Source organism: Paenibacillus periandrae (genome assembly GCF_022458865.1).
Classification (GTDB): Bacteria; Bacillota; Bacilli; order Paenibacillales; family NBRC-103111; genus Paenibacillus_S; species Paenibacillus_S periandrae.
Map to the genome: position 1 here is coordinate 172,019 of NZ_JAJNMU010000007.1, position 22,427 is coordinate 194,445.

Genomic DNA, 22,427 nt, shown 5'->3' on the forward strand with positions numbered 1-22,427 from the left:
TTAGAGTTAGCCTTTGACAACATCAATCAGCAGTGTCTTGATCTCATAAGGTTTAATAGCCAGACGAATAACGGAGGTGTTCGAAGATTCACCAATCGGCCGCTCCATCAAGTCGCTTTCCTGCCAATTGCGAATTGTGTAATCACTGTTCAATTCAATTGTCCCTCGCTGTCCCCCGAACTCGTGGAAGCGCAGTACAACGCGACCATCGTCCTCGGATTTTTTCACAGCATCTATATGCACATACCCGCCTGTCAACCTGAATAATGATGCAGGTGCATCAGAAGCACCCGGCTTGCTCGACAGTGGGGCATTCAAATCCCAAGCCTCAACAGCCGTTTCGCCTTCAATCCAATCTCCCGCGTGCGGCAGCAAGGAGTAAGTGAAAGCATGGTGCCCTTGGTCTGCCTGATCATCGGGAATCAATGCCGATTTGATCAGTGTCAGCCGCATCACATTGTCCTTAATATCGTAGCCGTATTTGCAATCGTTGAGCAGACTCACTCCGTAACCGCGCTCAGATAAATCGGCCCATTGGTGCCCAACAACCTCAAAGCGTGCATAATCCCAGCTAGTGTTCCAATGTGTTGGCCGTTTCACATTCCCATATTGAATATCAAAGGTTGCTTCCGTCGAGCGTACCTCAACCGGGAATGCAGCTTTTAACAGCTTGCGCTGCTCATGCCAATCGATTTCATTCACAAAATCAATTCGGCGTGAATCACGATAAAGCACCATTTGCTGCACGATGGAAGAATCCTTGTAAGTCCAATTAAAGGTCACAACAGCACGAAGCGGTCCGATTTCACTAATGACAGCTGAAGTTAAATGAGTAATTTCTTCCTTTTTCTCCTGGTAATAAATATCGATATCCCAAGCCTCATGTCTGCTTTTCGGTTTATCCTCAAACACCTGCAGCACGTTGCCGCTGAAGCCCTCAGCCAGCACTTCACGCTGTGCCATTTTGTCCCAAATTGAAGTCAACTGCCCTTGTTCATTCCAAGTCAGTACATAATGAGGCGTTTCAATCCCATTAGGCAATGAGGAGAATGCTTTTGAATACGAATCCGTGACAGGCTGACTGCTAACAAGATTACCGGATACAGCGTAAATCGTCGAATAACCCATGGAGGCGATTCCGTTCAACTGCACCCACCACCCGGCAGCATCCTGCTGTGCAATGAGCGCATGACCCTGCGCATCCGTCCATTCCACATGGCGGTTAGCAGCCAGGAAACCATCGTACCTCACCTGCACCAGACCTTTTCTTTCCCAGCCTGCGCTGTTCCATACCGTGTATACAGCTTTGTCTTCCGAACCTTGCGATGTACTTGCTGTATTGGCTGAGTTAGTGGCATCAGACGTGGCAATTAGTGCTTCATCAGCTTGGTTGCATGCAAGCTGCAGCAGCTTTTCTGCTTCTGCATATTCTAACGTCGAATCCTCATAAACCTCTTTAATCGAAGAGCCCGGTATAATATCGTGGAACTGATTCCGAAGCACGATTTTCCAGGCCTCGTCGATTTTTTCCTTTGCATAAGGATTCCAATTTCCCTGGATTAAGCTGCCCATAACAGCCAGCCATTCTGCTTCGCGAGCAAGCAATTCCAGCTTACGATTCATCAGCTTGTTATATGCCTGGCTCGTATAAGTTCCACGATGCAGCTCCAGATACAGCTCGCCATCCCACGTATGCACATACTCCTTCGTTTCTGCAATCGTTTGGTGCAGCTCAGCGAAATAATCATCGACACGCCCTGTGGTTACTTGCGGAATACCTGGCAATTCAGCAAGCCTGCGGCGCAGCTCCAGCATTTCTCTATTAACGCCACCACCACCGTCTCCATATCCATACGCTAACAGCAGCTCCTGATTGACAGCCTTGTCACGATACGTTTCCCAAATCCCATTAACTGATCTGGCTGTTACCTCTCCGTTATACGTATACAGCCAGCCGCCGTCACCTGCATCAGGGTCCGGTGTCGTTATAAAATGCGTCAATACCTCAGTGCCATCAATCCCCCGCCATTGAAATGTATCATGCGGCATACGGTTATATTGATTCCAGCTAATTTTGGTCGTCATGAAGGTATCGATCCCTGATTTTCGCAAAATCTGCGGCAGCGCCCAGCTATAGCCAAATACATCCGGCAGCCACAAATAAGTGCATTCCGCACCAAATTCCTCACGAAGAAACCGCGTACCATAGAGCAGCTGTCTGACCAAGGACTCCCCAGACGTCAGGTTGCAATCCGCTTCCAGCCACATGCCGCCGCCAGCCTCCCAGCGTCCTTCTCTGACTCTCTCCTTGATTTGCTCGTACACTTCCGGATAGTCGGTTTTGATATAATCATACAGCTGAGGCATAGTCTGTAGAAACACATAATCCGGGAACTTTTCCATCAAACGCAGAACCGTGGAAAAAGAACGCACTGCTTTCTCCCGCGTATGCTTAAGCCGCCACAGCCAAGCCACATCTATGTGCGTATGCCCGATGCAGCGTACCGTTACCGCATGATGCTTCGGAAGCTCCTTGACCGTTGCCCTCAGCAGCTGCGCCGCGGCGCTTACCGATGCGTAAAAATCATCCGAGCCTGGTCGGGACCAATCGACTAACAAAAAAGCCTGATCAACCGCAGACAGCAAGGTCTGCCGTTCCGGTGAATGCTCATGAATCACTTTGGCGACACTGAGTGCTGCGCGGGCTGTGTAATACAAATCATCTGCCGCCTCATCCAGCCAGCACAGCTCGGCACGCTTCAATTGATGCTCCATAATCGCCTTGGAATTATAGCCGCCCAAGCCGCTCCACAATCTGAAGCACAGCCCTAAGGTCGCACCCGCCGCCTCTTCGAAAAAAACCTCCTGATGATTGGAGTCAACACCTTGATAAGGTTGACCATTCACATACAGCAGCGACTCAAAGCCTGAGCTTCCTCCTGTTTTACCAAAATCAAACCGACCCAGCACCTTCTTGCCCTGCCAGTCCTTCGGCACCACCACATCTGCTGCCAGCCACAGATAACGGTCACGTCCCTGCCAATACTCGCCCAAGGACATTTCCTTCGTATCTGGAGACTGCGTTAAAGGTAATACGGGGCGTCCGCCAATTTCACCCTCAGGATCCTCCAGGCTTTGAAAAGCTGGGATCGATAATCGATCTCTGTAACGAAATTCATCAAGCTCAACCACGCGGGCGTTCAATTTTTCCCAAACATAAAACATTAAGATCACTCCTTGTATTGGATATAACACGTGTTATTAAAATTCAAAAAAAATTAGCTGCCGACACTATCTCTAACTATTAGCTGTGAGGACACCATCATATCACTATGATCTGTATACGCTCTGCGACCGTCGATCGTTTCCAGTATTCGTTCCGCGGCCAGACGGCCCATCTCTACATAAGGAACCTCTACGGACGTAATCGTCGGGTACATATGCTGATTGATCCGCTCCGTATTGTCGGCTGCCATCACATGAATGTCGCGGCCAACCTCAATTCCAAGCAGCTGCGCGGCACGGCATACATACACGGCCCCTCTTGACCAGTTAGTCAATACGGCTGATGGCTTGCTGCGTTCAGAAACCCACTCTGTCCAAAATTCACGCCTATGCTCCCATGGACCGTCTGCCGCCGAAAGCGTGCAGGGCTCCAATTGCTTGTCCGTCATCCATTGCTCGTAGGCTTGCCGCCGCTGACGATCCCCGCTGCCAAGCTGAATATGCTCATGGTACATCTCGAGATATACAGGGGCCAGCCCCGTTCGTTCCCATATAAAATCAAGCGCACGGTGAATACTTTCCCTATAATCCATTAAAACCGAAGTAATCTGGTCATGCTCGGGATAACCTTCTACAGATATATAAGGCAGCTTGTGGCTGTTCACCAATTCCACCCAGGATTCACTTACCTGATGCGGGCGGTCCAGAGCGACAATGCCATCTATCCGCCGCTGCAGATACAAATCGAGCAATCCCTCCAGCTTCTGGTGCTCCGACGGTCCGAACGGATACAGCAGTACATGGTAACCTTGACCTTCACAAGCGGCCTGCATCCCCTCCAGCACCTGCAAGAAAAGCAAATTCGTCACATTGCCATACGCAGCCAGACAGCGGCTAAGACCGGTCTTCATCCCTCTTGCCTGTGCATCGACCTGATAATTCAGCTCACGAATCGCTTCCAATACAGCCTTTCGCTTTTCCTCACCAACCCCAATTCCCCGGGTTCCATTTAACACAGCCGAAACAACACTTCGGGATACCCCGGCACGTTTGGCTACATCAAAGCTGGTTACTCTTTTACCCGTCATGATGAACACCTCACACTCAATATAACACGTGTTATATGATGCGGCAATACTTTTCTCAGCTTCATCATTCAAACATAATGCAACAAAAAACGCCGGGATCAACCCCCAGCGTTTGTTAAAATGTTATAAAAGTGTTAAGCGTGCATTAACTGTTTAAATTGCTGAGTTGCCACATAATATTGAAATTTATTCAAATCACTCGGTGAGATCTTGTGAATCTCAGCTCCGTAACGAATCGTTTTCTCCAGAATGTGGGCGTAACGTACGATAATTTTGGGCATGATGCATTCATCGTCGCAAAATATTCTGGTATCGTACACATGGTTCAGCTTGATCGAAAAATCGTTGACCTCCAGGCCAATTCCGATTTGGCTTACATCCGAAATCCGAACAGCAGTAATTTTAAAATCATCGTTGAGTGTCGCATAGGTGTTCAATTTAAAGCTTTTTATCGGTTCCATATCGTCATTCATAAAGTCTTCATACGCTTTCTCTGGCCGTTTTCCTATGTTAAACAATTCCGATTCTGCTGTCGCCAGAATCAGCTTTGTTGAGGATGCATATAAAACCTTTGTCAGTTGGCGTCTTTGGAAATCAAAGCATAACACTTTATCTCCTCTTGCAAATTCTACAGGCTTTAAGGTTTCAACTTCCATCATATCTGGTTGATCATATCCTATGCGTCCATGATAAACTTTTCCTTTGTGTAATAATTGAATGTCTCTCATAAGAACACCTCCACTTAAGCTATACACTTACTATACGTGAAAATGTTTCAAAAAGTTTGAGGTAACTATTAGAAATTGATTAGCTTTCTTGACGAAATTCATCAAATCTTGTCGAACGCTCAAGAAGTTTGATTCCAGGTTGTGGCTTGGTCCTTATCTAAACCCATACGTGGGTGCGTTGGCGAGGACATCTTTCATTGCTGTCTGTCGCTTCTTTTAGCCCTAAGAGCGGTTCTGCCATAAAGACATCACATAGCACGCCTGTTGATTAACTAAAATCAGGAAGCTAAAAATTGAAAAAAGGACGCTCTTTCGGTAAAATCAATTCCACCACAGAATTTGATTTGAAAGAGGCGACCTCAGGAAAAAGTCTACCACGTTTATAAAATTAGTTCAAACGCTATGGAGAGAGTGTAGGAAAGGCGGTCGCTATATAGATTCAATTTAGAATTGGAATTTTGGACCGGCAGTAATAATTTCTTTTTCCATATTGGAAAATTTCTCAAAATTGCGAGTAAACCGTTCAGCCAAATCCAAAGCGGCCTTCTTATACGCCTCTTGATCCTGCCAAGTATGACGGGGAACAAGAACATTGCTTGGAACACCCTCTACGAAATCGGGACAGAGCACACCAAAGATCGGATCGGCTGTAAACGTTGCTTGCTCGATACTTCCGTTTAAAGCAGCGGTGACCATCGCACGGGTGAAAGTTAAGTTCATCCTCTTTCCTACACCGTAGGGACCGCCGGACCACCCAGTATTAACCAAATACGCTTTAACTTGGTGCTCTTCAATTTTATCACCCAATAGCCTTGCGTACACAGTTGGATGGAGCGGAAGGAAAGGTGCCCCAAAGCAAGTGGAAAATGTCGCCTCCGGTTCCGTTACTCCTCTTTCGGTACCTGACAACTTCGAAGTATACCCTGACAAAAAGTGATACATCGCCTGTTCCTTCGTCAGCTTCGAAATAGGAGGCAGCACGCCGAAAGCATCAGCTGTTAATAAAATGATGACGTTCGGATGACCCGCCTTCCCTGGGATGACTGCACCAGGAATTACATCGATTGGATAAGCGGCTCGCGTATTTTCTGTCGTCCGAGTATCGTTATAATCCGCTCTGCCTGTCTCTGGTTCCAGAACGACATTTTCTAAAACCGAACCATAACGAATAGCCTGCCAAATTTGAGGTTCCTTTTCTTCGGATAGATTGGCACACTTGGCATAACATCCGCCTTCAAAGTTATAGACCCCTTGATCGGTCCAACCATGCTCATCGTCCCCAATCAAACGGCGGTTTGTATCAGCGGAAAGCGTCGTTTTTCCTGTTCCGGATAACCCGAAGAATAAAGCAACATCGTCTTTCTCGCCCACATTAGCTGAACAATGCATCGGAAAAACGTCCCGGAAAGGGAGTAAATAATTCAGAACGCTAAAAATCGATTTTTTCATCTCTCCTGCATACTCGGTCCCTCCGATGAGAACCAATTTCCTTTCAAAGGAAAGACAGATAAATGTTTCAGAGCGCGTGCCGTCCACTTCCGGATCAGCTTTTAAGCCCGGCAGTGCGATCACGGTGAACTCCGCACTATGGGTTTGCAATTCTTCCTGTGTCGGACGAACAAAAAGCTGCCGGACAAATAAATTATGCCAGGCATATTCATTCACGATGCGAATGGGTAACCGATACTCCGAATCCGCCCCGGCATAGCCGTCAAATACAAACAAATCCTTATCCGACATATAGTCTTGCGCCTTTTGGTAGAGCCGCTCGAACTGAAGCTGTGAGATGGGTTGATTCACAGCCCCCCAATCTATATGATCCATTACGGAAAGTTCTTGGACAATGAACTTATCTTTTGGGGAACGTCCGGTATATTTTCCTGTGTTTACTTGTAAGGCTCCTGAGGAAGCAAGAACCCCTTCCTTCCGTTCTAATGCAATTTCGACCAGCTGGGATACGGGCAAATTATTACTGACCCTATCTATTTTCAACTGCTGCAACTTGGCTTCCATACTCATCAATTCCCTTCATTGTGTTATCCAAACATTGCTGCTCTTTGCAGTCCGAGTCATAAGTAGTCACGCCTAATCTACGCTAAGAGAGCACGCCGGCGGCGAGCAGCATCTTAGAGCAAGCGAGGCCCGCAGCACCGATACCGTTCACTACGACCTTTTCTGCATGCTCCTCTTTAGTACTTGCCCAATAGCTCCGCTCCTGCGATGCCTGGGTTCGTCATTTCATATGGATCGAGAATAATTTGTAGCTCCTCTTCCGTTAAGACATTATATAGAAGGCATAGCTCCCGAACCGGACGCCCCGTTAGAATCGCTTCACGCGCGATCCTTGCTACGACTTCATAGCCCAGATGCGGGTTGAGCGCGGTAATGACCCCAACACTTTTCTCCACATACTCTTTGCAGCGCTCTACGTTCGCTTCGATTTCTTCCAAACAATGCACACGGAATACTTTAAAGGCTTGATTCATCATACTGAGCGACTGAAGCAAATTGAATACGAGTACAGGCTCCATCACATTAAGCTCAAGCTGCCCTGCTTCGGAGGCAAGACAAATCGTATGGTCATTCCCGATGACCTGGAACGCTACCTGATTGACGACCTCAGCCATGACCGGATTGACCTTGCCTGGCATGATGGACGAACCGGGTTGCCGTGCAGGCAGATTCAGCTCCCCGAGCCCAGCACGCGGTCCGGAGGCGAGCATTCGTAAGTCGTTGGCAATCTTAGACATGTTGATCATGCAAACTTTCAATGCGGCTGACACTTCGGTATAGGCATCTGTATTTTGAGTTGCATCCACCAGGTGATCAGCATTGGTAAGCGGCAGCCCGCTGAGCTCAGCAAGCAAATCCACAACCCGCTTAATGTAGCGGGGATCGGCATTCAGTCCGGTTCCAACGGCTGTTGCACCCATATTGACTTCGTACAGATGGCCGCGAGTTTGTTTTATCCGCTTGATATCCCGCTCGAGTACTCTGCTGTAGGCCTCGAATTCCTGCCCGAGTCGGATCGGCACGCCATCCTGTAGATGCGTCCGCCCCATTTTGATAATCCCATCGAATTGCACGGCTTTTTTACGAAATGCTGTGAGCATCTCCTCCATCGTCACTAGCAGCTTCTCAATTAAAGAAAGTGTGGCAATATGAATCGCCGTCGGAAAAGCATCATTGGTCGATTGAGCCATATTCACATGCGAATTGGGACTTACTTTAAAATAATCGCCTTTGATTCCCCCGAGAATCTCAATCGCCCGGTTGGCGATGACCTCATTGGTATTCATGTTGATTGACGTACCTGCTCCGCCTTGTATCGGATCGACGATAAATTGATCATGCCATTTACCATCCATAATTTCCTGTGCCGCTTGCACAACTGCCTGCCCAATCTGCGGATTCAACTGCCTAATTTCCATGTTCGCTGCAGCCGCCGCATGTTTAACGGTTGCCATCGCACGTATCAATTCTTCGTGAATACGGTAGCCGGTTATTGGGAAATTTTCTACTGCGCGCAGTGTTTGAATGCCATAATAGGCGTCGGACGGCACTTCCTTAGAGCCAAGAAAATCTTTTTCTACCCTTTGCTCAGCTGTTGTCATGATTGATTCCCCCTCGTTATTTTCTTACGCAGCCTGCTTGACGGACTCTAAATATTTCTTTCCTTTGTTTTTGTCGTACTGGCCTTCCCATTTAGCCATGACCACCGCGGCCATAGAATTGCCGATGACATTGACGACTGTCCGGGCCATATCCAGAATACGATCAATACCAGCGATAAAAGCTAGACCTTCAAGCGGAATCCCGACAGATCCAAGCGTGGCAAGCAAGACGACAAACGAAGCACCTGGAACACCAGCAATTCCCTTTGAAGTAAGCATCAAGACAAGCATCAACATGATTTGAGAGCTAATCGACATATGGATCCCATACATTTGTGCAATAAATAATGCGGCTATCGCTTGATATAACGTGGACCCGTCCAAATTAAACGAATATCCCGTAGGGACGACAAATGACGTGATTGCCTTCGGTACGCCGAACTTCTCCATTTTTTCCATCATCTTGGGAAGTGCCGTTTCGGAGCTTGCTGTAGAGAAAGCCAGAATGAGTTCATCTTTTAATATGCGAACAATTGCCATAAGGCTGGTACCGCAAAGCTTAGCAATCAAACCAAACACGATAACTACAAACAGGAACATACCGATATACACGGCAAGCACCAATTTTCCCAAAGGAATCAAAGAACCGACACCGAATTTGGATACGGTTACGCCAATCAACCCGAATACACCGATCGGTGCAAATTTCATAATTTGGTTCGTCACCCAGAACATCGATTCGGCAACACCCTGGAAAAAAGATAAAACCGGCTTTCCTTTTTCGCCAATCGCAGCAACGCCCAACCCAAACAATACTGAGAAAAAAATGATGGCAAGCATGTCACCGGCTACTAATGATTCAAAAATGTTTTTCGGAACGATATTAACAAATGTATCGGCAAAGCTGTGACTGGTCACATTTTTCATTGTTTCGACATATTTCGTAATATCTGACTTAGCTAGACCAGCCATATTGATTCCGGCTCCAGGCTGAAAGATATTCGCTATAACCAAGCCAAAAATAATAGCAATTGTGGTGACGATTTCAAAATATAGAAGAGTTTTCCCTCCAAGTCTTCCAAGCTTTTTAATATCCCCTACTCCTGCTACTCCGACAATAAGAGAGGAAACGACTATGGGAACGACAATCATTTTAATCAAACGAATGAAAATGTCTCCAGCTGGTTTCAAATAACTTTCGATGGTTGGGTTACCGTAAAAAATGGCCCCAATAATAACCCCTAATAGTAATCCAAATAAGATTTGAAAAGCCAAACCGAATTTTTTCATAATAATTCCCCTTTTTCGTAAAATATAAAGCGCTTTCTTTTGTGTTAATGAGTTTATTGTATGGGGAATCTACATCAATCTATATGAATCTACATGTTGAGCAATTTTTTTTGTTTCACCCTTCGTCGAATTATTCATCTTGTTTTTGGAATACTGAAGAAAAAGGAGTATCTATGGAGGAATCATACCTATGATGTCGAATGTCTGTTAAGCTGTTAAGAAAAGGAGGCTGGAAAACCGCCTTGAAAGAAAAATGGCTTCTATTAACACTAATGGTCATTTCGGTTCCGATCGCTGGCGAATTAAATTTTTACCCGTTTCAAACTGATTTTCGAGTAAGTTTGGGCACCCCTGCCTTTTTTCTATTCCTACTCTGGCTCCGTTCTCCCTCACCGCTTATTTCCGGATTACTTGTTGGCAGCTCGGTTACGATTTTTCGCATGGGACTTGATTGGGTACTCGAGCCGTATTGGAACTGGGGAGCTGCTTTTCAGCATCATTATCCGGTGTTCTTTTACTATTTGACCTATGCGATTGCCTTCGCGGCAGCTCGAATGAACCTTCGCCATAACCGACCACTTCTTGTTGGCGCATTTGGTGTGGCTTGTGAAATTGCCGCGACGTTGGTAGAGCTTTTGCTGCGTTATTCGACAGAGCAAACAACGACTTTCGCAACCTGGAATCAGATTATTCTCATTGCTTTTTTTCGGAGTTTTTTTGTTCTTGGTTTTTTCAATTTGGTCAAGTTGAGGCAGTCGAAAGCGGCTGAGGAGCAGAAGCGTAAAGAAAACGAGAAGATGCTCATGCTTATTTCTGAGCTTTACGAGGAAACCATTCAATTGAAGAAAACGCTGCACAACGCAGAAAATATCACTCGTGACAGCTACGAGCTGTATCAATCTTTGAATGAAGCACAGCATGTTTTTCATGAAGATTTAGCACAAAAAGCTCTCCGGATAGCCGGTGAGGTTCATGAGATCAAAAAGGACAATCAGCGGATATATGCGGGTTTATCCAGCCTGATTTCGCATGAAAGCGATTATATGCCGGTCGAAGAATTGGCCGATATCGTTATGCGCTCCAATCAGAAATATGCCCAGTCGCTTGGCAAGAAGATCGAATTCACACTGCAAACCGAGGGGATCTTACCTTTATGTCATGTGTATACAGCTTTGTCTTTGTTCAATAACTTGGTTGCCAACGCCGTAGAAGCGTTTGAGGAACAGGGCATGATCCGAATATGCGTTAAACGAGAAAAAGATGTTATTGTATTCAGTGTCGCCGATAATGGCTTAGGTATTACGCCGAAGAATCGAGAGAAAATCTTCATGCCCGGCTATACGACCAAATTCGATAAAGCTGGCAATCCGTCAACGGGAATCGGTTTGGTTTATGTGAAGCAGGAAACAGAGCGTTTGCTCGGAAACGTTCAAGTCCAAGACAACACCGAAGGCGCAGGTACTGTTTTTACCATCACATTGCCGATTGGCCAAATAGGAAAGGAAGAGTAGCGCGATGCGTTTTTTTATTGTCGATGACGATCCGGCTATCCGTTCCATGCTGGAACAAATTATCGAGGATGGGGATTTAGGAAGTGTGGTAGGCGAAGCTCCAGACGGGGCGCATGTTGACATCACTTTGCTCGAACTCCAGCAAGTAGACATCATGCTTATCGATTTACTAATGCCCATTCGTGACGGCATAGAGACCGTTCGCAAACTATCCGGGAGCTTTGAAGGAAAAATCATTATGATTTCTCAAGTGGAGTCGAAGGAAATGATAGTCAAGGCGTATGCCTGCGGAATTGAATATTATATCACCAAGCCCATAAACCGTTTGGAAGTTATTTCCGTTATTAGAAAGGTTACTGAATTACTGCTCATCCACCAATCCTTACGAAATATTCAAAAATCTCTCCGTGCTGTCGGCTTCAGCGGCGAATTAACGGAGAAGGATCCTTCTTCCATTGAAAAAAATATCATTACATGCGGAAACTATATGTTATCAGATCTCGGACTGATAGGGGAAGCCGGCAGCAAAGACTTGCTGGAGATGCTCGATTATTTATACCGTTATGAGGCCGATCACTCACAGGAACAGGGCTTTCCGCAGCTTCATGAAATATACCATCAAATTGCCTTGAAAAAATTAGGCCCCTCCGCTTCGACGATCGACTTGAATAAAGAGATCAAAGCGGCCGAGCAACGGGTGCGGCGAGCAGTGAATCAAGCGCTAACCCACTTATCATCCCTTGGATTGATCGATTATTCGAATCCGAAATTCGAGCAATACTCGACAAAGTTTTTTGACCTGAGTGATATCCGAAAAAAAATGAAGGCACTGGAAAATGATGAAACTTCTTCTCTCAGCATAATCCGGCAAAACACAAAAAAGTTTATTCAGGTCCTTTACTTAGAGTCAAGAAAGTTAATGAGCTGATGAAATTGGACGCCATAGGGTCTCTTTGCAAGATGTAGGGAGCATAATGGGTTTTGATGCAACTATGAAAACCGATCAAAGATAGCGGCATAGTAGTCCATAGCTATCACATAGGCCTCATCATCATCTATCTATATGAAAAAAAGCTCTTCGGGAGCAACCGAAGAGCTTTTATTTCGTATGATTTGTATATGGATACAACTGTCAACCCTAATGCTCCATATGATCTTCCGGTTGAGCCGCTTTTACTGTTAATCCGCCATCAACCATTAACAGATGACCATTAATCTGCATCGCTTCATCGGAAGCGAGGAATACGACAGCATCTCCGATTTGCCGGGATGTGCCCAGCCGCTTCATCGGATTAGCCTCAATCTCTTTGGCACGAATTTGCGGGTCCGCCAAAAAGTCCGTACACATATCGGTATCCACAGTGCTTGGTCCGACTGCATTTACATTAATGTTGTACTTGCCGAGCTCGATAGCCATCCCTTTGGTTAACATATGTGCGGCTGCCTTGGACGATTGATAATGAGGAATCACCGGACTTGTTACCACGAGACTCGCCGTGGAAAGCACATTAATAATTTTACCGTAACGCTTTTCCACCATCGTCTTGGCTGCAAGCTGGGAACAGAGGAAAATCGATTTGACGTTCGTCGCATAGGTCCGATCCCAAGTCTCTTCAGTCAGCTTCATAAACGGTTCAAACGGTGCTATTCCAGCATTATTGACCAGAATTTCAATATCGCCCAGCTCCTCACGAACCTGCTCGAACATCGACTCCACCTGCTTGCTATCACCAACATCCGCCTGTACGATCATCGATTTGACGCCTAATGCCTGAATTTGTTCTTTTACCTTTTCTGCAAGTGAACGTGAACGATCTGACGTATAGTTGACAGCTACATGAGCGCCCTCTTCAGCCAACCGCAGTGCCACGGCTTCACCGATTCCACGGCTGCCGCCCGTTACCAGGGCAACCTTATTTGCTAATCTTCCCATTTATATAGGCCTCCCTTATAAGCTCGGTCCGATACGGTTGATACTGAATTCGGTATGACCGAGAATTTCAGCCTTCGTCAGCTTGCCGTTCGCTACCGCTTTAATTTCTTCCCAAATCATTTCTCCGGCATCTTCCAGACTTAGTGTCCCTGCCAGCATGTCACCGACATTAACATCCATATTGTCACTCATCCGCTCGAACATCCGTGTGTTTCCGGTAATTTTGATAACAGGTACAACCGCAGAGCCGGTGGGTGTACCGCGTCCGGTTGTAAAGCATACGAGATGGGCTCCACCTGCAGCCATACCGGATACGCATTCAATGTCATTACCCGGAGAATCCATAAAATACAGCCCATGCTTCGGAATCGTCTCGGCATATTCGATAATCCCCTTAATAGGTGCCGTACCGCATTTGCTGATACAGCCCAGGGACTTCTCCTCAATGGTCGTTAAGCCTCCTGCAATGTTGCCCGGGCTTGGGTTGCCACCGCGCATATCTGCGCCCATTCGCTCCACTTCTTTTTCAAAACGGTTGACGATGGTGTACAGCATGTCGGAGGTTTCGGGTGTGGCACAGCGGGAAGCCAGAACGTGCTCAGCCCCGATAATTTCCGTAGTTTCTCCAATTACGACACCCCCGCCAACCTGGATCAGAGAATCCGCTGCTGCACCTAATGCAGGATTGGAAGCAAGACCCGAGGTTGCGTCAGAACCGCCGCATTTGACGCCAATGATCAGCTCGCTGAAAGGAATCGGTTCCGACACCATCGCATCCAGCTGCTGCTTCATCTTCTTCGCCAGCTCAACACCGTGCTGAATCGCTTTAACAGAACCGCCGACAGACTGAATATCAAATACCTCAACCAGCTTACCCGTCGCACGAATTGAATCTGCCAGCTGCGTAGGATCGATCACCTCACAGCCCAAGCTGATGATGATGACGCCGCCAACATTCGGATTTTTGCCTGTACCTGCCAGCATATCGAAAGTCCGGTCCTTATCCGCACCGATCTGGCTGCAGCCATGCTGATGCGGAATCGCTATCGTTTCCGGTACCATTTGCATAATACGGCTGCACACCTGATTGGCACAAATCACAGTGGGAATGATTAATAAATGATTGCGGATACCTACGGTTCCGTCCGGTCTTCTATAGCCCATCATATGCTCCATTACAAATTCCTCCTTTGAGTCTGCCAAGCAGAAGCTCACCTGCTATATTATTAAGCCTTAGGCGCTTGATCGCCGCGTCCACGAATACCTTCCACATTATGGACATGAACGTGCTCGCCCGCACGAATAGCGGTCGTCGTTCTGCCGATCACTTCGCCGTATTTACGAATGTCGGTACCTTCGGCAATGTCCAAGATCGCCAGCTTATGACCGAATTGAATCGCATCCACCAGCACAAGCTCATGAACCGCATCCTGTACACGATAAGCAACCTTGCTCCCCTGCTCCAAATCCTTGATCGCTGTAGCAACATGATCCCTTGGATCCATGACCAGTGCGTCTGCCCCTGCTTCAATTTGATGTCCTGCCATTGTAATTGATAACCTCCTGATAGCTTCCTTAAGAAGCTGGGATCGTAAGCATGAACCGGAATTTTTCGTAAAAAACAGACTACGTAAGCATCCCGTCTACCCGTATTGTGACATTACCGTTGTTCGGCTACCATCCGGTTCGTTAATGTACCCAGTTTTTCCACTTCAATTGTCACGACATCGCCGTCTTTCAAATAAACCTGTTTGTCCTCAGGCAAGCCCAATACGACACCCTCAGGAGTTCCAGTCAAAATAATATCTCCCGGTACCAGCGTCATATGCTGAGAAATATAGCTGACGATTTCATCACAATGGAAGATCATATCCGACGTATTGGAGTTTTGGCGCTGCTCACCGTTAACAAGTGTACGAATGCCCAGATTGTTAGGGTCGCCAACCTCATCAGCTGTCACCAGGTAAGGCCCGAGCGGACTAAAACCATCCAGGCTTTTGCCAAGCAGCCATTGCTGAGTACGCAGCTGCAAATCACGAGCGGACAGATCATTCACGTTGCAGTAACCGAACACATGGCTTAGTGCATCTTCCTTGGTTACATACTTGGCTTTGGTTCCGATGACAATAACCAATTCACACTCATAGTCCACCTTGCTAGTCACTCTTTCCGCAAGTGATACATCAGCACCATGGCCCGTTAGCGTATTATTGAATTTGTTAAAAAGAATTGGATATTGCGGAATCGGCGCATTGGTTTCTTCGGCATGCTTCCGATAGTTCAAGCCTACGCAGATGATTTTATTCGGATGGGTCACACACGGTCCCAATGTCAGCTCAGACTCAACCAGCACATGAGCGCTTGGACCACGATCAGCAGCTGATAGTACTTGATCCACATAGGCAGCAAGAGCTGCTAGTGCATCTGCACCACCATCAATTACTTCATGTACCGTTTGCGGGACGACTTGACCTTCCAGTGCCGGAATCTCCTCAAGGGCAGATGTAATATGTACGATCCCTTGTTCAGTCTTTACACCCAGCTTTTGTTGACCCTCTTCAATAAAAGTAAGCAGTTTCATAAGTTTCATTCCTCCATCATATATTGTTAGATTTAGCCGTATTAAAGCTTAAGCATTTTTACCAAAAACAACGCCGCCATCAATATACAGCGGGGAGCCCATCATAAAGCGGGAGTCATCCGAAGCCAGGAACAATGCTGCCTTGGCCACATCCTCAGGTCTGCCCAAGTCACCGCTAAGCTGGCGTTTCTTGAGAGAATTGATCGCTTCCTCCGGGTCGTCATAGGAAGTACGCAAATAATTTTCCACAAAAGGTGTCAGAATCGTGCCCGGGAGCAGTGCATTAACGCGAATCTGGTAGGGTGCGTAATCAACCTGCATCGATTTGGTGAGCGACAATACAGCGCCTTTGGTTGCTGAATAGGATGCGCGACGGCCCAGGCCGATTTCGGCTATGCAGGAGGACATATTAATGATTGAGCCTTCACGGCGATCCATCATATACGGCAGCACATATTTACACGGCAAAAACACACCGCGAATGTTGATCCTGATAACACGATCCCAATCCTCCGGTTCTACCTCATGAATGGCCCCGATACCGCTTACCCCTGCATTATTAAACAAGACATCAATACGACCGTAGGTGTCGATAGCCTGATCCACCATCGCTTTTACCGATTCTGGAACCGTGGTGTCTGCCTGGATAAAAAGTGCCTTGCCTCCAGCCTGATGAATTTCTTCCACGGTTTCAAGACCGCCTTTTTCAACCAGGTCATTCACAATGACTGTAGCGCCTTCTTTGGCGAACAGCAGCGCCGAGCTTTTGCCGATACCTGATCCAGCACCCGTAATCAAAACGATTTTATTGTCTAATCTCACTCATTATCATTCCTTTCGATGGATATTGAATTTCCATGAATATTAAACAGAACTATGTGAAAGCCTCGCAGCCAAGGCACAAATTTCACGCTGCGCCAGCTCCCGCTTTTGCTCCCATTCATGCTGAAACATCGAGCAGCTGATCGCCGCTATGACCTGCCCCTGCGTATCTCTAACCGGTGCCGCCACACAGCAAAAACCCATTACTGCTTCCTGCAGATCAAATGCAACACCATGCTCACGGGAAAGCTCCAGCTGCGTAATCAAGTCACTGCGATTTTTAAGCGTGTGTGGTGTCGGGCAAGGCTGCAGCGACTCATCCGGGAACAGACTTTCAATGACCGTCGTCTCCAGATCAGCCAGCAGGGCTTTGCCAAGTGCCGTCACATGAGCAGGCAGCTTCATACCAGGCTCGGAAGCTAATCGAACCGGGGAAGGCATTTCCTCCTTGGCCAGATACAGCACCTCATGCCCTTCCAGTCTGGCTAGTTGAATCGTTTCCTGAATCGTATGCTTCGTGATCGACGCTTCCTTACGAAACCGTTCTATTAAACTGAATTGCTTGAAAAAAGCGTTTCCGATAAACCCGAGCTTGGACCCCAGAGAATAAGTTCCCTCTGCATCCCGAACTACCCATTCCAACTGCTCCATCGTATTTAGTAACGAAAACATCGAGCTTTTGTTAATGCCAAGCTGCTTCGAGAGATCAATCAGCTTCAGCTTGGAGGGCTGCCCGGAAATGGCCAGCAGGATATCATTAGCTTTGTCCAAAGCCGGTACCCAATACTTTTTGTCCATATTCCCTCCCAAGATGAATAACGAATGTGGTTTTGTATAATAAACCATAGTTTTGTATAATCTACATTTTAATCCTAACACCAGCCATTTCGTCTGTCAATGGATTATTGCCCAAACATTTTTCTTCCTTCCATTCATACGGAAAAGAAAAAGACCGCCCTCTAATAGAGGACGATCCCGAATCAGTAGATTGTATGAATTGAAAGCTTTTTTTCAGGAAATTTTGAAGCCTAATATCGTAATATCATCCCGCTGCGGCTCATCGCCCATATAATCCATCAGACGGCTGCGGAACAAAGCTTCCTGCTCGCCCAATGGTTTACCATGGAATTGCTCGATCATTTCCATCAGCTTTTGCTTGCCGAACGATACATTCTTGACGCCGCCGTTCTGATCCAGATAACCATCTGTAGTCATATAAAAGGAAGCACCTGTGCTTACCGTAAGTTCGGCATTCGCGAAGTTGAATTGGTTATTCGTTCTGACGGAGCCTATGCTTTTGCGATCACCCTTGATCACCGTCAATTCCTGATCGTTCTTCATATACAGGGAGGTTTTGGCGCCGGCAAATGTTAGATGATCCCCTTTGACGAAACAAAGCCCAATATCAAGACCATCATCCGACATCAAATCTCCATGCTCACGGTGCAGCGTTTCTTTAATCAATCGGTTCATAGATTGCAAAATAGATGCCGGGTCCATAGACTCTGCCGTCTCAGCAATACGATTAAGGATGGAGATGGAAATCATCGTCATCAAGGCGCCTGGAACACCATGACCCGTGCAATCACCAATTGCCAGTAAGTAGCCGTCATTGGTCTGCTTCATCCAATAAAAATCACCGCCTACAACGTCACGGGGCTCCCACAATACAAAATGATCCTGCAGCACACCCTCGATTTCCTCACGTGAAGGCAGTATGGAATCCTGAATTCGCTTGGCATAATCAATACTGTCAGTAAGCTTCTGCTTCTGCTCGGATATCTGCTTCGTGCGCTCCTGAACTGCCTGCTCCAGCTTGCGATTAAGCTCCAGAGCCCTCTTGTAGGGGTTGGCCAGGTTGCGTGTAACGAAATAAAACATGAAGATCATAGCCAGGATGCACAGCAGTGACGCAATACCTGTATTAATTTTGATCGTATCAAGAAACGAAACCGAATCACTCCGTCGCATTTGAAACAGCAGCTTCCAATCTGTCGATTTGAGTGGAAAGCTGATCAAATCCATCTTCTGTCCTTCATTATCCATATAATCAAGGACTACGGGTTGCTGACCATTGGAGTCAGCTTGATTTAATTGTCCGAGCATTTGTTGAGCGAGCTGTTCAGGAACAAGAGTGGACACCATTGTCCCCACTTTGCTGATATCATCTGACAAGTAAATTTTGCCGCTGTTGTCGATCAGCCACATATTACTTTTGGCACCGTACTTGTAGTCGGCAAAATTGGTTGCCAGCTCCTTCAGGCTTAATCCAATACCTGCTACTCCAACGGGCGCATCTGCTTTACCCACAAGTACATTCACAAACACAAAGGTATCCTGCCGCACTTCGTTATAATCCAAATTAAGTGTAACCTGCTGTTTGGAGGCGACTGTTTTATAAAACCATTGGTCAGCGGCATTGCCTTCTGACAACACCTTACTCGCCTGTCCATTTTCTATCCAATAGTTACCCGTTTTCTTACTTGCTATAAAACCGTTGCTGTAGTCAAAACCGGTAGCCAGGTTGTTAAGCTTTTCAATAACATGACCTCGCAGCTTCTCGTCCTTCTCACCATCAGCCAGCCAATTGATCAGCTCAGGGTCCTTAGCCAACATGAGCGATGACTCTTTAGCTCGTTGAAGGCGGCCATCGACCTTGGAAGCGACCGACTCGGCAATCCGCACCAAATCCTTGCTTTTCAGCTTGTTGACCACTTCTTTTTCTGCAATAATGTATACGCTTGTGCCAGCAATTACAATAGAAAGCACAATAATGATGCTCGCGATTAGGATAACTTTCATCAGGTTTTGATCTTTTGCGCTCATGATTATATCTCCCAAGCCTGATTCAGAATAATCGTTCCCGGTAATGTAAAATAAAACGTGCAGCCGTGATTTTTCACACTGTTAACGCCGATCTGCCCTTTATGCTGTTGAACGATTTCCTTGGCAATGGCCAGTCCAAGCCCGGTTCCCGGAGTCGTGCTCGATTTGGCTTTAATAGCACGATAAAAACGATCAAAAACGTACGGCAGTGCCTCCTCATCAATTCCCTCTCCTGAATCGCTTACCTTGAAGGTAACCTGACAGGGAAGTCCATTGGCTAGCACCTCATGCTCCTCAATATGAACCTCTCCGTGGATTTTGATCATCCCTCCGGGGGCCGTATAACGAAACGCATTATTTACAAAGTTATTCATAACCTGCTCAAATCGTTTCAAATCTATCGAAATCGAGACATATCCAGCCTGCGGGATATTTTCTTGAAAATCCTCGACACTAAACTGATAGCCGCGGTCCGCCGCTTCAAGCTCAAATCTCCCCCGTAGCAAATCCAGCACCTGGTCCAGCGGGTATTCGGAAAATTGGAAAATAGCTTTGCTTGCTTCAAGCTTGGACAGCTCAAACAAGTCATCAACCAGGTCATTTACGAGCAGCACCTTGTTATAAATCATCCGTAAATGCGGCTCACCGGGTTCAATCACGCCATCCAGCATCGCTTTGACATAACCTTGAACAGAGGTCATCGGTGTACCGAGCTCATGTGAAATATCACTCATCAGCTTACGACGCGATTTTTCCAGATGCTGCAGATCATGATTCATTTGGCGCATTTCATCCTCGTGCTGCTTGATGTTTTTACCCTGGATGTCGCTGATTTTGAATATTTTGGTCGTCAGCTTGATGAGGCGCTCATAATCATTCACCAGCTTGGTGAATTCAGGCAGCAGCTCGTTGCCTGCGTAGGCTGCATCCTCCATAACTTGACGGGACGACTCCAATATTTGCCATTCATTTCCAAACAGATTTTCTTGATCCATTGCCGGATTCAAACCTCTTTCTGTGCAATGATTTGAAATGGCAGCTCCAGATCTTCCTTAAATTCCTCCGCACATTCGATTTCACTTTCATTATCCTCACTGCAAAACCAGTTCAAATTCAAAGCCTTGCCTTCATGAAACGCTTTATTGAACTTTTCTAACAGCATCATGATACACTTCGAGCTGCTTGTATTGATGTAAGGCAGGCAAAATTCGATCTCAACCTTTTCGCCACCGAGAGTTAGTAAATATTGTTCAACCCATTGTAGAATAGGCTCGTAAAATTTAAACGAATTTTCAGGATAGGATTGTCCGCGAACAGATAGCTTATGATTGGTCGGATTGAAAAAAATCTCCGGTGTGCTTCTTGTAGCTTCAATACGCAATACGTCTAACATCTATTCACCTACTTTCTATACAGTTGCTTTTAATGTAAAAAAGGAAAATTGCGAGTCGAGTTCGGTGATCGTATATTCCAATGGCTGCTTAACCTTTCTGGCAATATCGATTAAACCTAATCCAGCTCCCGGACCTTCCAGCGATGAAATATCCTGCTTGCGTTTCATCTTGTACATCTTTTTTAATTCTTCCTTATCGAGCAGGTTAATCTCGTCTAATGCCTTGATCAGCTTCGCAGTATCACAATTTTGAATCTGATTGCCGGAGCAAACATAATTGCCAGTCTCGGTTTTGCCTATGGTTACAATACAAGATTCCGAGATACGTTCACCAAAATCAGAATCCTGCATCAACGAACAATAATTTTTTATATTTTGTGTCTGCTCAATAAAAATCGAGAACAAGTCGAAAATCGCATTTTGCGGGCGTTTCTCAGTCTCCAAGTATTTCTTAACCGCCTCACCAAGCTCTTCTATTATGCTTTGAGTGAATTTACCTGAAAAGGTGATTAATAGACTATTCTCGCGCAATAAGGTTTGCAGCTCCAATAATTTATGGTTCATGGTTTGTCTACACCTCTATTTTAAGATTTGGGCAGATATGAATTAAATTTATAACCGATCCCCCTAATGTTATGAATATACTTGAACTGAGCAACAGGAGTTTCCAGTTTTTTGCGCAGACTGCTAATATGAACCATCACGGTACGAGTATCGGATATGCTCTCTGCTCCCCAAATATTTTGATAAAGCTCATCCAATGAAAATACTTGATCCGGCTGTCGCGCCAAAAATATAAGCAGCTGCACTTCCTTCGCAGAAAGTGGAACATGAATACCATTAACATGCACCTGGAAATTAACCAGATCCACAGTCAATCCATCAAAAGAAAGAATTCTCTGCTCGTCCTTCTTAACCGGAGTCGTCCCCCTGCGAAAAATCGGTGCTCTCCTAAGATTGGCCTGTACCCTCGCTACCATGACCTCGGGGTCGAATGGCTTTGTAATGTAGTCATCAGCACCCAGCTTCAAGCCCTCCACAATATCGTCGGAATCCTTATTACAGCTAATGAATACAATTGGAACGTTGGAAACCTCGCGGATTTCCTTGCACACGGTAAACCCATTCATACCATCCAAATTAATATCCAGCAGAATCAATGCGGGTGTGCTGTGCTCAAATTGATCGAGGGCTTCTTCTCCCGCCTCGGCAATAACCACGTTGAATCCTTGCTTACGAAGGTAGAGCTCAATCAAGCTGCTGATTTCCCGATCATCCTCTACTAGCAATATTAATTCACCTGACATGATTTCACCCCTTATGTAGACACATTTTGTCATTTACTCATACACCTGCAAGATGTAAGCATTTCGCATAAAAAATCATTACTTCTATTATACTTCTACAAGCATATCA

19 protein-coding genes are annotated in these 22,427 nt (G+C 46.2%); 2 read left to right on the forward strand and 17 right to left on the reverse strand.

Features of this window, described 5'->3' with window-relative positions; all coding sequences use genetic code 11:
• Positions 1-6: 6 nt before the first annotated feature.
• The 6 genes from LRL21_RS13370 to LRL21_RS13395 form a co-directional block, all read right to left on the reverse strand.
• Positions 7-3,225: an alpha-mannosidase gene (locus LRL21_RS13370; RefSeq protein WP_240416275.1), complete on the reverse strand. Its 3,219-nt coding sequence runs from the start codon at positions 3,223-3,225 to the stop codon at positions 7-9.
• Positions 3,226-3,278: 53 nt separating this feature from the next.
• On the reverse strand, positions 3,279-4,313 hold the full coding sequence (locus LRL21_RS13375; protein ID WP_240416276.1) for a LacI family DNA-binding transcriptional regulator: 1,035 nt from the start codon (positions 4,311-4,313) through the stop codon (positions 3,279-3,281).
• Positions 4,314-4,447: 134 nt separating this feature from the next.
• Positions 4,448-5,041, reverse strand: a complete 594-nt coding sequence (locus LRL21_RS13380; RefSeq protein WP_240416277.1) for a PilZ domain-containing protein — start codon at positions 5,039-5,041, stop codon at positions 4,448-4,450.
• 444 nt (positions 5,042-5,485) lie between these two features.
• Positions 5,486-7,054 carry a phosphoenolpyruvate carboxykinase (ATP) gene (gene pckA / locus LRL21_RS13385; RefSeq protein WP_240416278.1) on the reverse strand — a complete coding sequence of 523 codons (1,569 nt, stop codon included), beginning with the start codon at positions 7,052-7,054 and terminating at the stop codon, positions 5,486-5,488.
• 176 nt (positions 7,055-7,230) lie between these two features.
• Positions 7,231-8,655, reverse strand: a complete 1,425-nt coding sequence (gene aspA / locus LRL21_RS13390) for an aspartate ammonia-lyase (protein WP_240416279.1) — start codon at positions 8,653-8,655, stop codon at positions 7,231-7,233.
• A gap of 24 nt (positions 8,656-8,679) precedes the next feature.
• A complete protein-coding gene (locus tag LRL21_RS13395) occupies positions 8,680-9,945 on the reverse strand; it encodes a cation:dicarboxylate symporter family transporter (RefSeq protein ID WP_240416280.1) in 1,266 nt (421 codons plus the stop codon).
• Between the two features lie 200 nt (positions 9,946-10,145).
• Here LRL21_RS13395 and LRL21_RS13400 point away from each other — a divergent pair, with 200 nt between their 5' ends.
• Together LRL21_RS13400 and LRL21_RS13405 are read left to right on the forward strand one after the other, a co-directional pair.
• Complete coding sequence (locus tag LRL21_RS13400; protein ID WP_240416281.1) at positions 10,146-11,456, forward strand: sensor histidine kinase; 1,311 nt, start codon at positions 10,146-10,148, stop codon at positions 11,454-11,456.
• Between the two features lie 4 nt (positions 11,457-11,460).
• The gene (locus LRL21_RS13405) at positions 11,461-12,384 is read left to right on the forward strand and encodes a response regulator (protein ID WP_240416282.1); all 924 of its coding nucleotides are present in this window, start codon (positions 11,461-11,463) and stop codon (positions 12,382-12,384) included.
• Positions 12,385-12,594: 210 nt separating this feature from the next.
• Here LRL21_RS13405 and LRL21_RS13410 read toward each other — a convergent pair whose 3' ends face one another.
• The 11 genes from LRL21_RS13410 to LRL21_RS13460 form a co-directional block, all read right to left on the reverse strand.
• Positions 12,595-13,389, reverse strand: a complete 795-nt coding sequence (locus tag LRL21_RS13410) for an SDR family NAD(P)-dependent oxidoreductase (RefSeq protein ID WP_240416283.1) — start codon at positions 13,387-13,389, stop codon at positions 12,595-12,597.
• Between the two features lie 15 nt (positions 13,390-13,404).
• A complete protein-coding gene (locus tag LRL21_RS13415) occupies positions 13,405-14,565 on the reverse strand; it encodes a UxaA family hydrolase (protein ID WP_240416284.1) in 1,161 nt (386 codons plus the stop codon).
• Between the two features lie 50 nt (positions 14,566-14,615).
• Positions 14,616-14,936: a UxaA family hydrolase gene (locus LRL21_RS13420; protein ID WP_240416285.1), complete on the reverse strand. Its 321-nt coding sequence runs from the start codon at positions 14,934-14,936 to the stop codon at positions 14,616-14,618.
• Positions 14,937-15,049: 113 nt separating this feature from the next.
• Complete coding sequence (locus LRL21_RS13425) at positions 15,050-15,970, reverse strand: fumarylacetoacetate hydrolase family protein (protein WP_240416286.1); 921 nt, start codon at positions 15,968-15,970, stop codon at positions 15,050-15,052.
• Between the two features lie 48 nt (positions 15,971-16,018).
• Positions 16,019-16,792, reverse strand: a complete 774-nt coding sequence (locus tag LRL21_RS13430; protein ID WP_240416287.1) for an SDR family NAD(P)-dependent oxidoreductase — start codon at positions 16,790-16,792, stop codon at positions 16,019-16,021.
• A gap of 42 nt (positions 16,793-16,834) precedes the next feature.
• Positions 16,835-17,590, reverse strand: a complete 756-nt coding sequence (locus tag LRL21_RS13435) for an IclR family transcriptional regulator (protein ID WP_240416288.1) — start codon at positions 17,588-17,590, stop codon at positions 16,835-16,837.
• Positions 17,591-17,803: 213 nt separating this feature from the next.
• A complete protein-coding gene (locus tag LRL21_RS13440) occupies positions 17,804-19,618 on the reverse strand; it encodes a SpoIIE family protein phosphatase (RefSeq protein WP_240416289.1) in 1,815 nt (604 codons plus the stop codon).
• A gap of 2 nt (positions 19,619-19,620) precedes the next feature.
• The gene (locus LRL21_RS13445) at positions 19,621-20,613 is read right to left on the reverse strand and encodes a sensor histidine kinase (RefSeq protein WP_240416290.1); all 993 of its coding nucleotides are present in this window, start codon (positions 20,611-20,613) and stop codon (positions 19,621-19,623) included.
• Between the two features lie 8 nt (positions 20,614-20,621).
• Positions 20,622-21,011, reverse strand: coding sequence for a DUF1987 domain-containing protein (locus LRL21_RS13450; RefSeq protein WP_240416291.1), 390 nt, complete (start codon positions 21,009-21,011; stop codon positions 20,622-20,624).
• Positions 21,012-21,026: 15 nt separating this feature from the next.
• Positions 21,027-21,575, reverse strand: a complete 549-nt coding sequence (locus LRL21_RS13455; RefSeq protein WP_240416292.1) for a SiaB family protein kinase — start codon at positions 21,573-21,575, stop codon at positions 21,027-21,029.
• Positions 21,576-21,595: 20 nt separating this feature from the next.
• Entirely contained in the window at positions 21,596-22,318 is a 723-nt protein-coding gene (locus LRL21_RS13460) for a response regulator transcription factor (protein ID WP_240416293.1), read from the reverse strand.
• Positions 22,319-22,427: the final 109 nt, after the last annotated feature.

Bases quoted from the DNA above. Each gene is read 5' to 3' on its own strand.
- LRL21_RS13455 (WP_240416292.1), bottom strand. From the start codon at position 21,575: ATGAACCATAAATTATTGGAGCTGCAAACCTTATTGCGCGAGAATAGT.
- LRL21_RS13380 (WP_240416277.1), bottom strand. From the start codon at position 5,041: ATGAGAGACATTCAATTATTACACAAAGGAAAAGTTTATCATGGACGC.
- LRL21_RS13420 (WP_240416285.1), bottom strand. From the start codon at position 14,936: ATGGCAGGACATCAAATTGAAGCAGGGGCAGACGCACTGGTCATGGAT.
- LRL21_RS13410 (WP_240416283.1), bottom strand. From the start codon at position 13,389: ATGGGAAGATTAGCAAATAAGGTTGCCCTGGTAACGGGCGGCAGCCGT.
- LRL21_RS13375 (WP_240416276.1), bottom strand. From the start codon at position 4,313: ATGACGGGTAAAAGAGTAACCAGCTTTGATGTAGCCAAACGTGCCGGG.
- pckA (WP_240416278.1), bottom strand. From the start codon at position 7,054: ATGGAAGCCAAGTTGCAGCAGTTGAAAATAGATAGGGTCAGTAATAAT.
- LRL21_RS13405 (WP_240416282.1), top strand. From the start codon at position 11,461: ATGCGTTTTTTTATTGTCGATGACGATCCGGCTATCCGTTCCATGCTG.
- LRL21_RS13425 (WP_240416286.1), bottom strand. From the start codon at position 15,970: ATGAAACTGCTTACTTTTATTGAAGAGGGTCAACAAAAGCTGGGTGTA.
- LRL21_RS13415 (WP_240416284.1), bottom strand. From the start codon at position 14,565: ATGGAGCATATGATGGGCTATAGAAGACCGGACGGAACCGTAGGTATC.
- LRL21_RS13400 (WP_240416281.1), top strand. From the start codon at position 10,146: ATGTCTGTTAAGCTGTTAAGAAAAGGAGGCTGGAAAACCGCCTTGAAA.
- LRL21_RS13435 (WP_240416288.1), bottom strand. From the start codon at position 17,590: ATGGACAAAAAGTATTGGGTACCGGCTTTGGACAAAGCTAATGATATC.
- LRL21_RS13395 (WP_240416280.1), bottom strand. From the start codon at position 9,945: ATGAAAAAATTCGGTTTGGCTTTTCAAATCTTATTTGGATTACTATTA.
- LRL21_RS13460 (WP_240416293.1), bottom strand. From the start codon at position 22,318: ATGTCAGGTGAATTAATATTGCTAGTAGAGGATGATCGGGAAATCAGC.
- LRL21_RS13450 (WP_240416291.1), bottom strand. From the start codon at position 21,011: ATGTTAGACGTATTGCGTATTGAAGCTACAAGAAGCACACCGGAGATT.
- LRL21_RS13370 (WP_240416275.1), bottom strand. From the start codon at position 3,225: ATGTTTTATGTTTGGGAAAAATTGAACGCCCGCGTGGTTGAGCTTGAT.
- LRL21_RS13445 (WP_240416290.1), bottom strand. From the start codon at position 20,613: ATGGATCAAGAAAATCTGTTTGGAAATGAATGGCAAATATTGGAGTCG.
- LRL21_RS13440 (WP_240416289.1), bottom strand. From the start codon at position 19,618: ATGAGCGCAAAAGATCAAAACCTGATGAAAGTTATCCTAATCGCGAGC.
- aspA (WP_240416279.1), bottom strand. From the start codon at position 8,655: ATGACAACAGCTGAGCAAAGGGTAGAAAAAGATTTTCTTGGCTCTAAG.